This is a genomic window from Pseudoxanthomonas sp. UTMC 1351 (genome assembly GCF_040948865.1).
In the GTDB taxonomy this organism is placed as follows: domain Bacteria; phylum Pseudomonadota; class Gammaproteobacteria; order Xanthomonadales; family Xanthomonadaceae; genus Pseudoxanthomonas_A.
Genome location: NZ_JAVGJT010000006.1, coordinates 1 through 12,741, shown reverse-complemented (window position 1 = coordinate 12,741; position 12,741 = coordinate 1). Strand labels below are relative to the sequence as shown.

The following is a 12,741-nucleotide window of genomic DNA, read 5'->3' as shown; positions in this document are numbered from 1 at the left end:
TCCCTATGACCGGGCTGTGGCGATGCAACATGTGACCGGGGATTGGTGCCGCTTATCCGAATCGAACGGATGACCTACCGCTTACAAGGCGGTTGCTCTACCAGCTGAGCTAAAGCGGCATTGGAGACTCGGCGCCGATGCCGGCGCGGGTGGAGATTCTACCGCAGTGCGGTGCAATCGAGCGATTGCGGCGTCGCCCCGCCCGTCTGCGCGGCCCATCCGGCGGGGTCGGCCGCGGCGGTGGCGCCCACGTCCAGCCACCACTTGGAAGGTGGCGCGCGACCTGCCGGCAGCATCTGCGCGGGGAAACCGGCCGCCTGCAAAGCCGAAAGCCTGCGTTCCGCGCTTTCGCGGTTTCGGTACCGGCCCAAGGCGATGCTGTTGATCTCGTCGCCGCTGTTGATGATCAGAAAGTCATTGAATCCGGCCGCGCCGATCCGCTGCGCGTTGGCTTGTGCTTCTTCCCGAGTGGCCGCGGGAGGCAACACGATGCGATAGCCGCTGGCGCTGACGCCCGGCACTTCGCGCAATTTGGAGCGAAGAATCTGCGGCCGTAGTTTCTCCAGCACCGTGTTCGCCGCCGCCGCGTCGGCGAAGGGCCCCAGGCTGAAGCAAGCTTGCGGTTCGGCCGGTGCCGCGGTCACGGCGGACGATGGCGTATTGGCAGCCGGCGGCGGTGCCGCATTCGCTTGCGGCTCGTCGACCAACTGCAGGCGCGCCACGCCTGCCGGCAATTCCGGTGGAAGCGGTGGTTCCGGTGCGGGGCGGGTGATCCACCACGCGGCTACGCCCAGGTTCAACACGAACAACAGGACGATCAGGGCGCGAATCAGCATCCGGCGATTCTATCTTTCCGCCTCAGCGCGCGATACCGGCGCGCGCCCATTGCGCCAGTCCTTCCAGCACCAGCGATGGCGCATAGCTGGCGGTCGTCAACTGCGGCAGCAGAGCTTCCGCGCCTCCGCCATGCAGAAGCAACGCCGGCGTCTCACCCAGCAACGTGGTGGCTTGATGCAGGCTGCGCTCAATCAAACCCAAGGCGGCGCCGTCGCAGCCGGAGGCCAACGCATCTTCGGTATCGCTTGCGAACTCGTGGTACTCGCCCCCTTGTGCTGGAAGGTGATGGGCGGCGCGATGCAACGCTTCGCGCATCAGCCGGGGCGAAGGCCCAATGCGGCCACCGCGATGCCGGCCATGTGCGTCCAGCAGATCCAGCGTCACCGCAGTACCGACGCCCACCGCCAGCCAGGCCTTGCGAGCACGCGCACGCGCCGCGATGAGCGTCAGGAAACGATCCACGCCCAGCTTCGACGGATCGTCATAACCGATGCGCACTCCTGCGAAGGCGCGCTGCGTGCGGGCGACGGAAATGCTGCGGAACCGCGTGGTAAGGACGTCCAATACCGTGGCGGTCAACGCGGGCGATGCCACGCTGGCCAGGCACGCCGAAACCTCGCCTGCCGGTAACGCATCCTGCAATGCGGCGGCGAAAGTGGATCCATCGTGTCCCAGGGCGATGACTTCGCCCATGCGGCCGCTTTCATCCAAGACAGTGAATTTCAGCCGCGAATTCCCCAAATCGAACAACCAATGCTTCATTGCGCCCTCACACTGATTTCCCCTGCATGCACGTTGCGAATCTCACCGGCGATCCGTACCCGCAGCGCGCCGTCGGCGGCGATGCCCTCCGCCCAGCCCTGCTCCGTTCCCCCGGCCGAGTGGATCAGCACTTCCCGTCCCGCCAGCGCATCAAGGCGGGCATAACGCGGTAGGAACGGCGCGAGCCCTTCCTCGTCGAATTGGTCCAGCACGGGCAGCAACTGCGCCAGCACTTGCGCGGCGATGGCGTTGCGCGACGGCAACGGTGCCGCCATCGCGGCAAGGTCGATCCAAGGTTGATCGATATCCATCGCGAACGCCTCCGGCATGCGGACATTGATACCAACGCCGATTACGGCCCGGACAGGACCACCATGCTCGCCGCCGCCCTCCACCAGCAATCCACCGAGTTTGCGTCCACTCACCACTAAATCGTTCGGCCACTTCAGGCCTACATCGGCGAACCCCTGCGCACGCAACGCTTCAGCCACCGCAACGCCTGCCACCAAACTCAGCCCGCCCAGGCGCGCCAGTCCTCCGGAAAAATGCCGGGCGATCGATAGATATAGATTGGCGGCGACCGGGGAGGCCCAGGCACGCCCGCGCCGTCCCCGTCCGCCGGTTTGCTGTTCGGCCAGCAACACTGTCACTCCGTCGGTTGAGGTTTGGCGGCGCAGTAGTTCGCTATTGGTCGAGTCCAGCGACCACGCCACCTCCAACGCGGCGATACACGGATGAACTTCGCTCGGCAGCGCGCGCAGGATCTCGTCGCGCTCCAGCAACTCCAGCGGATCCGCCAGGGCGTACCCTCGCCCCGGCCGAGCCTCGATCCGCACACCCGCCTCACGCAAGCTCTCGATCCGTTTCCACACGGCGGCACGGGTCAGTTCGGTTCCCTGCGCCAATGCTTCGCCGGTGGCGGGACCTGCAGCCAGTCGCTGTAGCAGTTCGCGCTCGCCGGTCATGGACGCCCCGAATCCGAAGAAGGGCGGGGACGGAGGGTGGGCGATATCGGCTCAATCAACATCCGCCGATTATGAAGCACCGCCGCGGGAGCGTTACTTGCCTGCCCATGCACTGCGGCAATGGTTGCTTTGACAGCCCGCGTTTCGGCCGTTCCCGCCCCGCCATCACCGGACTCGCCCAAACCCGCTGCATCGCAACAACGGATCCCTGGAAAATCTCGCCTGACCGATGTTTTGGCACGTTTGGGCGCATCCACGGGCCGGTTCATGCCGAAGGCTCGATTTCCGGCTATATTCGCCCAGCTTCCACTGGTGGCCGCACCTTCTAGGATGGAGTTCCCGATGCTTCGCGCCAGCTTCGCTCTGCTGCTGATTTGCGCTTCCGCAACGGCTCTGGCTCAGAGCGGGCGTGGAGTGCAGACCAACGCCACCAACTGCCAGGAAATCGCCGACAAGGCGGTGGAAAATCCATTGCCCGTGGAAAGCCGCCCCAAGGCAACCGCGGTGCGCAATAAATACGCACGCCCTACTGCAGCCGCCGCTCTTCCAGCACCTACGCGCAATAGCGGCGGTGGTGGTGGCGACAGCGGCGATAGCGCACTGCCGCGTTCCCGCGGCTCCAAGTGGCACAGCTTCCTGCCGGGCATGTTCCGCTGATCCAGAGCGTGTCGTCCATTGGGTAGCCACTCGCATTGAGTCAGGAGTCGGCGCCAGACGGGCCGTCCGAACCTGCCCTTGAGAAAGCACAGGTCACCAATCAGTCCGGAACGCCTGCCCCGCAGTTGATAAGGGCGTACCACCACGCGTTCGGCGCAGCGCCAGCGCTCGGGCTTGGATCGGCATACACTTCCCCACTCTTCCTTGCGCCGAACGCGCGGTGTTGCGGCGCGGGTGTCTATTCAATGGATGACAGGTCCTAATGCTTGGTCTGCTACGGCGGTTCGGCCGTTCCCCGCCACCCATAGATCTTTCGCTCTGGCAGCAAGTCCGCAAGACAACCCCATGGCTGAATGAGCTGGATGCGGTGCGCGATAGTGCCTTGCAATCGTTGAGTGCGCGCTTTCTTCATCAAAAGACCATTACGCCGGTCGCAGAGCTGACGCTGGACGCAACGCAACGCACACAGTTGGCAGCGCTATGCTGCTTGCCGCTGCTGGAGTTCGGCGAATCGGGACTACGCGGCTGGTCGCAACTGATCGTCTACCCAAATGCGTTCCGCGTGCATCGCAGTCATACCGATGCCGCCGGAGTGCTACACGAATGGGAAGACGAACTGGCGGGTGAATCCTGGGGCGCCGGGCCACTGATCCTGTCGTGGGAAGACGTACAGGCCGACCTGGCGGAACCGCGCGAGGGTTTCTGCGTGGCCGTGCACGAAATGGCGCACAAGCTGGACGCGTTGGATGGCGAAATGGACGGCACGCCTCCGTTGCCGCGCGAATGGCAACGGCGTTGGGCGGACGATTTCCAGCGCGCGTACGATCTTTTCTGTGTCGAAGTAGACGCCGGCCGCGAAACGCTGATCGATGCTTATGCGGCGGAGGCGCCCGAGGAGTTCTTCGCTGTCGCCAGCGAATACCATTTTTCGGCACCGACCATGCTGCGAAAGGCAATGCCGGAAGTCGCCGCGCATCTGCGGCGCTTCTACGGGCCGCCGCCGTTTTTTTAGGGGCCAGGGGCCGGAGACCAGGGGCCAGGGAGAAGCCAAAGCGGTGGCGCGTGCGATCGCTTTTCCCTGCTCCTAACTCACGGCCTCTGGCCTCTGGCCCCTGCCTACAAACCCTGCGGCAATTTGACCTCAAAGCGCGCCCCGCCAAGTTCCTCGGAACGGCGCACGTGCAGCTCGCCACGATAGCCGCGCACCAGATCCTGCACGATCGCCAATCCGATGCCATGCCCCTGCACACGTTCGTCGCCGCGGACGCCTCGCTGCAGGATATGCGCGACGTCTTCTTCAGCAATGCCAGGGCCATCGTCGTCAACGGCAAGCAACAGGCCGGCGCGCCGGTTGGCAGCGGCGGCACCCGGTCGCGCGGTCAACAGCACACGTGAACGCGCCCACTTGAACGCATTCTCCAGCAGGTTTCCCATCAATTCCTGCAGATCGCCGGGTTCGCCGTGGAATCGCGCTTTCGGATCGATATCGAACTCGCACAACACGCCCTTGGCGGCGTAGACCTTCTCCAGACCGCGCACGATTTCATCGGCGTGCGGCTCGATTGGCACCGGTGCGGCAAACAGCTTGTGCCCACTGGTCGCCGCGCGCGCCAACTGATACGAGACCAGGTTGTTCATGCGCTTGAGCTGGATATCCAATTCCTCGCGCAGAGCTTCGCTATCGACGCCGGCATCCAATTGCGTGCGCAACACGGCCAAGGGGGTTTTCAAGCTATGCGCAAGATCGGCCAGCGTATTGCGTTGACGGTCCAGGTTTTCGCGTTCGCTTTCGATAAAAGCGTTGATGCTTTCGGTCAGCGGTTCCAGCTCGCGCGGATGGCGTTCGCTCATGCCGGAAGCCTCGCCGCGCTGTACGCGGGTCAGTTCGCTAACCACATATTTCAGCGGGCGCAGGCTCCAACGCAGCACCAGCATCTGCAATAGCAGCAGGATCAGGCCCGCGCTGCCCAGATAGACCCACAAAGCACCGCGGAAGACCCGCACCTGCGACCGCAGCACTTGCGCATCTTCGAGCACGTAGATCGTGTATGGGAATTCCGGATTGTTGCGCCGGGCCGGCCAGACAAACCCGATGCCATAGCGATAGACCGTGCTGGACTCGCCGTTGAGGCGGGTAATCGGCAGCGGTCCTTCGAACAATTCTTCCATCGGACCCAGCAAGGGCGAGTCCGGCAGCACCAGTCCCAAGGTGGAAGTGGAACTCCAATAGCTCTTAGGCAAGACCACTTCCGCGTAAAGACCGCTGTCCAGCATGTCCAGGCGGGGATCGGGCGGGACGTCCAGCGGAATGACTTCACCGGCACGGTCGAAGTCGAGCTTTTCGGTATAGGCCAGTGCGTAGCTGCGCAGGCGCTGGCGCTGGTTCTGCTCTGCGGTGCTGACGAAGGCGCGGTCGAGCGCGTAGCCGGCCAATGCCAAAAAAGCGACCAGTCCAAGACTGGCCGCCAGCAATTGGCGCGTGCGCAACGAACGCGGACGCCAGCCGCCGAATCTCGCGCGCCCAGCGGTCCTCGTCGGTTTATCGACGCCCTTCCCCGAGGGCATCAGTCCTCGTTGCTACGCGGTATCGCGAACCGGTAGCCGCGGCCGCGCACGGTTTCGATCGGCTTCAGCTCGCCATCCGGGTCCAGCTTCTTGCGCAGACGCCCGATGAAGACTTCAAGCACGTTGGAATCGCGGTCGAAGTCCTGCTGGTAGATGTGCTCGGTGAGGTCTGCTTTGGAGACCAGTTCGCCGGCATGCATCATCAGGTATTCCAAGACCTTGTATTCGTAGCTGGTCAGATCGACGTTGCTGCCGTTGACGCTGACGGTCTGTGCCGCCAGGTCCAGTGCCACCGGGCCACATTCAAGCGTCGGCTTGCTCCAGCCGGCAGCGCGGCGCAGCAATGCGTTGACGCGCGCCAGCAGCTCTTCCACATGGAACGGCTTGACCAGATAGTCGTCAGCGCCCTGTTTCAGGCCTTCCACTTTGTCCTGCCAGCTGGAACGCGCGGTCAGGATCAGCACGGGGAATTTCTTGCCCTCGTCGCGCAGCGCCTTGATCAGTTCCATGCCGGACATCTTGGGCAAACCCAGGTCGATGATGCCTACATCGAAGGGAACTTCGCGGCCCATGTAGAGGCCTTCCTCTCCATCTTGAGCGGCATCGACGGCGAAGCCTTCACGCTTGAGGCGCGCGGCAAGGGTTTCGCGCAACGGCGCTTCGTCTTCGACCAGCAAGATACGCATGGACTCTCCTTGAGTGAGTGCTGGCGGCTTTGGGCAGCCGCTTCTGCTTACGCAGAGGATTCTACGTAAGACTACGGGTAAGAAGGGTTATCGCCGCGTGCAGGCGATTCACTGGGAATGTCTCGACGCGGGCGTACCGGCGAATCGATGCGGCGCGTGCCTTGCGCATCATCCATGTAGCGCACACGACCACGATCATCCACGTATTTGACCCGATTGATGTCTCGGCCATCGAACTGCACGCGTTCGGCGCCGAGCACCTGTCCTCCTGTCGTTCGCTGCACCCTGCGCACCGACTCGGACAACGAATGGTGATTGCCGCGCCCTTCGGAGCGAGGCATGGCGCGTTCCTGCGGCGGCGGCATATGGCCATTTCCCTGCGCCTGCTGGGCTGTCGCAACTGAGGCAAAAGCCATCAGCGCGGCGGCCGCGACAAGGGGGGCGAATAGGGGGCGTAGGGAGGGGCAGCGCATAACGGAATCGTAACGGATTTCACGGTCTGAAACTGAACGCAACCCGAAACACCTCTAGCGAATGGACGCAAAGTCTTGAGTCCAAGCAGTGAATCCGATCTGAACTTATCCACAGGCCCATCGCCACCATTCAGCTTTCGGGCGTCTGAAAAAGCCGGCCGACAACGCCCTGGCGAACCGCCGGCATTCCGCAACCATGACCCGTTCCGACCAGCCGACCCTGGCGAGGCAAACTTGCGTCTGCCAAGCGTGAGCTCCCCACTCTTAGGCGGCAGGCCGCAGCCGCGCTGCCGTGGCTGCTAGCGCTTCCTCCACCAGCTTCCAATCGGCACCGGGCTTGTGCGCGCCCTCGCTCAACACCTGGCGGAAGACACGGCCACCTGGCTGTCCATGGAACAAACCCAACACATGCCGCGTCATGTGCTTCAACGCGGCGCCTTTGGCGAGCTGCGCCTCCACGTAAGGGCGCCACGCGCGCAGTAACTCAGCGCGCGCGCTCGGCTCTCCGCCGTAAAGCTCGACTTCCAACAAGTGCAGCAGATACGGATCGTGGTAGGCCGCACGGCCCAGCATGGCGCCATCGGTAAAGCGCAGGTGTTCGCGTACCTGATCCACGGAAGCGATACCGCCGTTGATGCCTACTGTCAGGTCCGGACGTTCCTGCTTCAACCGATAAGCCCAGTCATAGCGCAACGGCGGAACTTCGCGGTTCTCCTTCGGCGACAGGCCCTTCAACCAAGCGTTGCGCGCATGCACGAAAAAGATGCGGCAGCCCGCCTCGGCAACCGTGTCGATGAAGGCCCGGAAGCGGTCGTAGTCCTGCTCGTCGTCCACACCCAACCGACATTTGACGGTCACCGGAACGGGCCGATCAGAATCCGCGACCGCCGCGATCATGGCGGCCACGTTGTCGGCCACCAACGCCGGCTCCTTCATCAGGCAGGCGCCGAAACGGCCGGCCTGCACGCGATCGGATGGACAGCCGACGTTGAGGTTGATCTCGTCATAGCCCCATTCCTGCCCAATGCGCGCCGCCTGCGCCAGCAGCGCCGGCTCGCTGCCGCCCAACTGCAACGCCACCGGGTGCTCACTGTTGTCGAACCCAAGTAGCCGATCACGATCCCCATGAATCACCGCCTGCGCATGCACCATCTCGGTATACAAGCGCGCATGCGGCGATAACCCGCGGTGGAACACCCGGCAATGCGAATCTGTCCAGTCCATCATCGGGGCTGTGGATAAAATTTTATCCTTGTAATTCAATGATTTATCTAACATAATCAGACACCTATAAGACGCAGAGAGCACTCCCGTGTGTACTCGATTTCGACCGGTTTCGCCCTTCTACGCTCCCTTAATGCACACATAGCGCACACGAAATGGCCACCTTCACCAGGCTCAAGTCGGGCCACTGGCGGGTTCAGGTCCGACGCAAACAATCGTATGCGAGCGAGACCTTCCTGCGCCACGAAGACGCGCGGATTTGGGCCATTGCGACCGAACGACGGATCGATCTTGGCCGATCGCCACTGAAGCGGGCCAAAGCGGACCCGACGACCCTCGCCCACCTAGTCGACCTGCACGTGATCGACATGTGCGAGGTCGGCAAGGCACCCCGCCGGTCCAAGCAGTTCACCCTCGATGCGCTCAAGGCCAAGCTCGGCACGGTCAAGCACAGGGACCTGACCCGTGAGCGCCTGATCCAGTTCGGCAAGGACCGGGCAAAGGAAGGCGCCGGCCCAGTGACGCTGAGCTCAGACTTCGGCTACCTCAAGCTGGTGCTCACCCATGCCGCAGCCGTACATGGCGTCGACGTGACGGTCGAGCCCGTTGACCTCGCGCGCGTCGCGCTCAAGCGTCTGGGCTTGATTGGCAAGTCGCGCCAGCGCGACCGGCGCCCGACCGCGGATGAGATCAAGCGCCTGCTCGAACATTTCGACGACAACCGCCGGATGCGGATTCCCATGGGCCGCATCACGCGCTTCGCCATCGCCAGCGCGATGCGCCAGGAAGAGATCTGCCGGTTCCGCTGGAGCGAGGTCGACATACAGCGGCATGTCGTCCTTCTGCACGATCGCAAGGATCCGCGCGAAAAGGACGGCAACGACCAGTGGGTGCCGTTGCTCAGCCTGACCGGGTTCGACGCACTGGTTCTGATCAAGGAGCAGCGCAAGCACTGGCCGCGCGGCGATCTGGTCTTCCCGTACAACTCGCGATCCGTCGGCGCGGCATTCCGGCGTGCGTGCAAGGCGCTGAAGATCAAGAACCTGCATTTCCACGACTTGCGCCACGAGGCCACCAGCCGCCTGTTCGAGGCGGGCTTGCGCATCGAGGAAGTCGCGCTCGCTACCGGCCACCGCGACTGGAAGATGCTCAAGCGCTACACACACCTGCGTCCGGAGTACCTCTCATGTACACAGCGAACCGCAACGAACATAACGATGCCGCTGGCGCCGCCCACACCAGACGCGACGCACCTCCCCGTGCGTGAATTGTTGGTGCACTGGCTGCAACAGGTCAAACGCACATCCGGCACCGATGCCGAACTCCAGTTGGGCGAGCTCGTAGGCGCACTGCTTCAAGGGATCCGTGGTCGGCTACTGAGTCTGGACGCGCCGGACGAATCCGGTAGATAGGGGCGCTTGCCTGTTGTGATGTATAAGTTACATTGGAGTGTTGGATGATCAAAGGTCTGCCGCTAACAGCGAGCGGATGGGCGCGGCGCCGCTGACTGAATGGCTGTCGAGCCTGCGACATGCGCGCCGGCGCCAGGCCGAATCAGCTTTGAGCCGATGCTGTGGCGTTTGGTGAAGAACAGTTCGACGGCCGGAGAGACGTGGGCATGGCTTCGGCGCTACCGTGCCCAGCGCATAGAGACACAGAAGCGGCCGGTTACAGGCCGACCGGCGGCCACTGCTGGTGACGCAGAGCGGGACACCCTTGGCCCGGTCATCGTTGAAGACTTCGTGGCGACGCATAATTTTGGTGGCGATCAGCGAGGGAGTAATCGCGGAGGACCAGCGCTTCAACCTTCATAGCCTCAAGCATCATCGATACACCGGGCATCCGCGACGTGAGGCGTGACGGCGCTGGACACGTCAACCCTTCGATGACTGTGCGCTACGATCATTCTGTGCCAGTGGTGGCTCCACCAACGCTGCCGGTAGAAAAAACCCGGAGCTGCGAGTGATCGCGGCCTTTTTTTTCTGTCCAACATTATTGGAACTGTCCTATACGATCAGCTCCGTTCTGCTTCATTGGGCGTCCGCGCTCGCTGTCAAACCACCGCTCAACATGGCATTTCACCACTCGGATACTCGGCTCACAGCCCCGCACTTCCTTGCCTCACTGGTTCTGCACAGACCTCTACCCACTCGCCCACCTGCTTGACCGTGGCTAGGCAGGCACACCAGGTAGTACGACTCAACTTCTCTATCGATCCAGAGGCACGAAATTTCAGACAGTCAGGAAGGATATGTCGGATGGCCTCAGGGGAGACCACCTCACATTATCGCCCCCTCTAGATAACTGCTCATACCGCCCGCTCGCTATCGTCGGGCCAACGGCCGCGGGCAACGTGCCTTCCCTCCTGGAGGGCGTCTACCTGCAACCGAGAATTCAACGAACACAATGGGTGCCGTATGGAGCTGATTCACCAACAGACCGTTCACTCCGCATCGGAGTCGCGATCACACGTGAAGCCGTATTTGGATGAGCCAATTCCTACGCTACCCGTGATCCAGTTCTTGGATGATGTCGCTTGGGAAACAATCGCGAATCGACTCCGTGGTAAGACCAGAGCGCGGGCATTGAAAGGCACAGAAACCCGCCGGTTCATCGAAATTGTCCTATGGGTGACAGGGAACGAGCTCTCCTGGAGTCGCATACCCGCAAGATACGGCAAATGGCACTCGATCTATGTGCGCTTTGGACGTTGGGCAGATGCTTATACCTGGGACCAACTGGCTGCGGTGATGGATAGCCAACGCAGCGCAGCGCAGCTTCAAAGGCGCGTGGAGACCTATCGGGCGTCGTGCCGCGCACGCAAAATTCCGAAAGGAATAGCAGCGGTTGAGGATCGCTGCAGCTAAGCGAATGAGGCTACTGCTATTCAGTCAAGTCGATCAAGTCGATCCGCTCTCGCCGCGTCACCGATACGCCCGCTCCCATTGTGTACCGGATTGGTACCGTCTTGCCGTCGAAGCGATCGAAGAGCGCCGCATGTTGGGATGATCGTTGATGCTCATCACCAAGCCTCCGTTGAGTTCGGCCATGGCGGTAGCCAGCTCCACGTACCGCTCCAGGTCGAACTCGGTCACCCCGGCTTGATTGGAGCATGCGCGATACCAGTGCGCAGCGATAGCCTGATCGTGCCGTCGAGAAGAGAGCTCCGGCATGAGACCACGCCCCCCCTACCGACCAAGGCCCCGGCGATACGCGCGCGCTTGGCGATACCTCCAGCAAGGCTACACCGACATCAGCAACTAACGACCCGGTCGGCCACCAACGGCCTTGCTCAAAGAGAAATTCAGCGCGCAGAAGATTCCGCTTCAAGCGGACTTTGCTGATCTCATTGATGTCGCCGACTGCGGACGTAATGCCGTTGGCCTAAGTCCTGAGCAACCGGGCGGTACAAGAAATGGTTTGCAGCTGGATCCGAGGAGCGCCTCACGGTTCGGCCCGCTACCAGCAAAGGACTTGCCGTTGATGCCACCAGCGTGAGCATTGTTCTCGCTCCGGACGAAGGACTAGTCGTTGGCGCGCCAGCGGCCTCGGCATCAATGCCGATCAACGCTTCGCTCCAGGGATGATTATGATGTTCTCTGAAACGACTGCGCCACCTGGCTGGGCACTCTGCAATGGTCAGAACGGCAGCCCTGATCTGAGAAATCGGCTCGTTCTAGGTGGGTCAGGAAGCGATGTTCGCGCTTATGGCGGTAGCATTATTAGCGGCTCGGGAAGCTCCAAGACACACAGCGTAAGCACTAATTCTGCATCGGCTGGAGGCATAGCGGTTACCGTTGCAGGCGCCACATTGAGCCCCCGCTCAGATGCCTAATCATTATCATGATGACGGACTTATGATTTGCGACCAAACCGGTGTTCCAGTGGACAGTATATCTCAGTACGGCACGGTAACTTTGGGATATAGAGATCACAGCCTGAACCTTAGCAACACAATCCGTGGGTACTGGGCCAAGTTGACGAAAACAAGTAGCAGTGGCGGAGGGAATACGCATTCACACGGCGCGTCGGCGACTCAAGGGATCCACAGTCATGAGCTAACCAGCTTACTTACTCATTACATCTTCGCGTATATCATAAAGCTTTAATGAAGGTGCGGATGCAACAGATGGTCTTTCCGCCGGGCCACGGAAGCATAGGCGTCGCGCGATGCTGGCTCCTTCTCGATTGCTCTTTGAAGCTCACGCCCGCCTCGGGTGAGAGTCCGCAAGAGGAGTGCACGCTTGTCAGAGGCATAGAGGTGCTTCACATGATCGGCCGTCAGATCCAGCCGCCCATGACGCGCGACAGCGTATCGAGCAGTAGCGAGGGCGCTGCTCCGGAAGCGCACAATTGTCGAGATTTGCGCGAACCTGCAATAGCTTCTGCACGACCAGTTTGTCAGAAAGAACCGCTGCGATTGCTTCGCTTCGCCCCCAAAAACCTACCCATTTTCTTCATCCCACGACAGGTCGGTGGTGAAGCGTCCTCGTTCTTTCGAGTCAGTCAAAAGTAGAGGTGGATGGCAGTTGTGCCATTGCGTAGGGAATGGGTGATAGGCCGCCCAGTGAA

General features: G+C 61.9%; 13 protein-coding genes and 1 tRNA gene. 5 read left to right on the top strand and 9 right to left on the bottom strand.

Annotated features, from left to right (window positions below; translation table 11 throughout):
* Window positions 1-43: 43 nt before the first annotated feature.
* From AB6O04_RS04020 to birA, 4 genes are all read right to left on the bottom strand, one after another.
* Window positions 44-119 (bottom strand) — tRNA-Thr (locus AB6O04_RS04020).
* A gap of 39 nt (window positions 120-158) precedes the next feature.
* The gene (locus AB6O04_RS04015; protein WP_368562484.1) at window positions 159-836 is read right to left on the bottom strand and encodes an SPOR domain-containing protein; all 678 of its coding nucleotides are present in this window, start codon (window positions 834-836) and stop codon (window positions 159-161) included.
* Between the two features lie 22 nt (window positions 837-858).
* Complete coding sequence (locus AB6O04_RS04010; protein ID WP_368562483.1) at window positions 859-1,599, bottom strand: type III pantothenate kinase; 741 nt, start codon at window positions 1,597-1,599, stop codon at window positions 859-861.
* Window positions 1,596-2,564 carry a bifunctional biotin--[acetyl-CoA-carboxylase] ligase/biotin operon repressor BirA gene (gene birA / locus AB6O04_RS04005; RefSeq protein WP_368562482.1) on the bottom strand — a complete coding sequence of 323 codons (969 nt, stop codon included), beginning with the start codon at window positions 2,562-2,564 and terminating at the stop codon, window positions 1,596-1,598. The genes AB6O04_RS04010 and birA overlap by 4 nt, the downstream gene beginning before the upstream one ends.
* A 342-nt stretch (window positions 2,565-2,906) precedes the next feature.
* Between birA and AB6O04_RS04000 the strand changes: the two genes are divergently transcribed.
* Both AB6O04_RS04000 and AB6O04_RS03995 read left to right on the top strand, forming a co-directional pair.
* Complete coding sequence (locus AB6O04_RS04000) at window positions 2,907-3,221, top strand: hypothetical protein (protein ID WP_368562481.1); 315 nt, start codon at window positions 2,907-2,909, stop codon at window positions 3,219-3,221.
* A gap of 262 nt (window positions 3,222-3,483) precedes the next feature.
* Window positions 3,484-4,233: a zinc-dependent peptidase gene (locus tag AB6O04_RS03995; protein WP_368562480.1), complete on the top strand. Its 750-nt coding sequence runs from the start codon at window positions 3,484-3,486 to the stop codon at window positions 4,231-4,233.
* Between the two features lie 104 nt (window positions 4,234-4,337).
* Here AB6O04_RS03995 and AB6O04_RS03990 read toward each other — a convergent pair whose 3' ends face one another.
* The 4 genes from AB6O04_RS03990 to dusA form a co-directional block, all read right to left on the bottom strand.
* The gene (locus AB6O04_RS03990) at window positions 4,338-5,786 is read right to left on the bottom strand and encodes a sensor histidine kinase (protein WP_368562479.1); all 1,449 of its coding nucleotides are present in this window, start codon (window positions 5,784-5,786) and stop codon (window positions 4,338-4,340) included.
* A complete protein-coding gene (locus AB6O04_RS03985; protein WP_337344481.1) occupies window positions 5,786-6,472 on the bottom strand; it encodes a response regulator transcription factor in 687 nt (228 codons plus the stop codon). Before AB6O04_RS03985 ends, AB6O04_RS03990 begins: the two co-directional genes overlap by 1 nt.
* 71 nt (window positions 6,473-6,543) lie before the next feature.
* A complete protein-coding gene (locus AB6O04_RS03980) occupies window positions 6,544-6,813 on the bottom strand; it encodes a hypothetical protein (protein ID WP_368562877.1) in 270 nt (89 codons plus the stop codon).
* 396 nt (window positions 6,814-7,209) lie between these two features.
* Window positions 7,210-8,223 (bottom strand): tRNA dihydrouridine(20/20a) synthase DusA, encoded by a 1,014-nt coding sequence (gene dusA / locus AB6O04_RS03975; RefSeq protein WP_368562478.1) that lies wholly within the window; start codon window positions 8,221-8,223, stop codon window positions 7,210-7,212.
* 101 nt (window positions 8,224-8,324) lie between these two features.
* On the opposite strand from dusA, the gene AB6O04_RS03970 reads away from it, so the two are divergent.
* Window positions 8,325-9,581 (top strand): site-specific integrase, encoded by a 1,257-nt coding sequence (locus AB6O04_RS03970; protein WP_368562477.1) that lies wholly within the window; start codon window positions 8,325-8,327, stop codon window positions 9,579-9,581.
* Window positions 9,582-10,586: 1,005 nt separating this feature from the next.
* Window positions 10,587-11,036, top strand: a complete 450-nt coding sequence (locus AB6O04_RS03965) for a transposase (protein WP_368562476.1) — start codon at window positions 10,587-10,589, stop codon at window positions 11,034-11,036.
* A 57-nt stretch (window positions 11,037-11,093) separates the two neighbouring features.
* On the opposite strand, the gene AB6O04_RS03960 is transcribed toward AB6O04_RS03965, so the two are convergent.
* Complete coding sequence (locus AB6O04_RS03960) at window positions 11,094-11,342, bottom strand: hypothetical protein (RefSeq protein ID WP_368562475.1); 249 nt, start codon at window positions 11,340-11,342, stop codon at window positions 11,094-11,096.
* Between the two features lie 410 nt (window positions 11,343-11,752).
* Between AB6O04_RS03960 and AB6O04_RS03955 the strand changes: the two genes are divergently transcribed.
* Window positions 11,753-12,004, top strand: coding sequence for a tail fiber protein (locus AB6O04_RS03955; protein WP_368562474.1), 252 nt, complete (start codon window positions 11,753-11,755; stop codon window positions 12,002-12,004).
* The last annotated feature ends 737 nt before the right edge of the window (window positions 12,005-12,741 follow it).

Excerpts from the sequence above, each read along its gene's own strand:
- AB6O04_RS03965 (WP_368562476.1), top strand. The coding sequence starts at position 10,587 with ATGGAGCTGATTCACCAACAGACCGTTCACTCCGCATCGGAGTCGCGA.
- AB6O04_RS03955 (WP_368562474.1), top strand. The coding sequence starts at position 11,753 with ATGATTATGATGTTCTCTGAAACGACTGCGCCACCTGGCTGGGCACTC.
- AB6O04_RS03970 (WP_368562477.1), top strand. The coding sequence starts at position 8,325 with ATGGCCACCTTCACCAGGCTCAAGTCGGGCCACTGGCGGGTTCAGGTC.
- AB6O04_RS03985 (WP_337344481.1), bottom strand. The coding sequence starts at position 6,472 with ATGCGTATCTTGCTGGTCGAAGACGAAGCGCCGTTGCGCGAAACCCTT.
- AB6O04_RS03995 (WP_368562480.1), top strand. The coding sequence starts at position 3,484 with ATGCTTGGTCTGCTACGGCGGTTCGGCCGTTCCCCGCCACCCATAGAT.
- AB6O04_RS03990 (WP_368562479.1), bottom strand. The coding sequence starts at position 5,786 with ATGCCCTCGGGGAAGGGCGTCGATAAACCGACGAGGACCGCTGGGCGC.
- birA (WP_368562482.1), bottom strand. The coding sequence starts at position 2,564 with ATGACCGGCGAGCGCGAACTGCTACAGCGACTGGCTGCAGGTCCCGCC.
- AB6O04_RS04010 (WP_368562483.1), bottom strand. The coding sequence starts at position 1,599 with ATGAAGCATTGGTTGTTCGATTTGGGGAATTCGCGGCTGAAATTCACT.
- AB6O04_RS03980 (WP_368562877.1), bottom strand. The coding sequence starts at position 6,813 with ATGCCTCGCTCCGAAGGGCGCGGCAATCACCATTCGTTGTCCGAGTCG.
- AB6O04_RS03960 (WP_368562475.1), bottom strand. The coding sequence starts at position 11,342 with ATGCCGGAGCTCTCTTCTCGACGGCACGATCAGGCTATCGCTGCGCAC.
- dusA (WP_368562478.1), bottom strand. The coding sequence starts at position 8,223 with ATGTTAGATAAATCATTGAATTACAAGGATAAAATTTTATCCACAGCC.
- AB6O04_RS04000 (WP_368562481.1), top strand. The coding sequence starts at position 2,907 with ATGCTTCGCGCCAGCTTCGCTCTGCTGCTGATTTGCGCTTCCGCAACG.
- AB6O04_RS04015 (WP_368562484.1), bottom strand. The coding sequence starts at position 836 with ATGCTGATTCGCGCCCTGATCGTCCTGTTGTTCGTGTTGAACCTGGGC.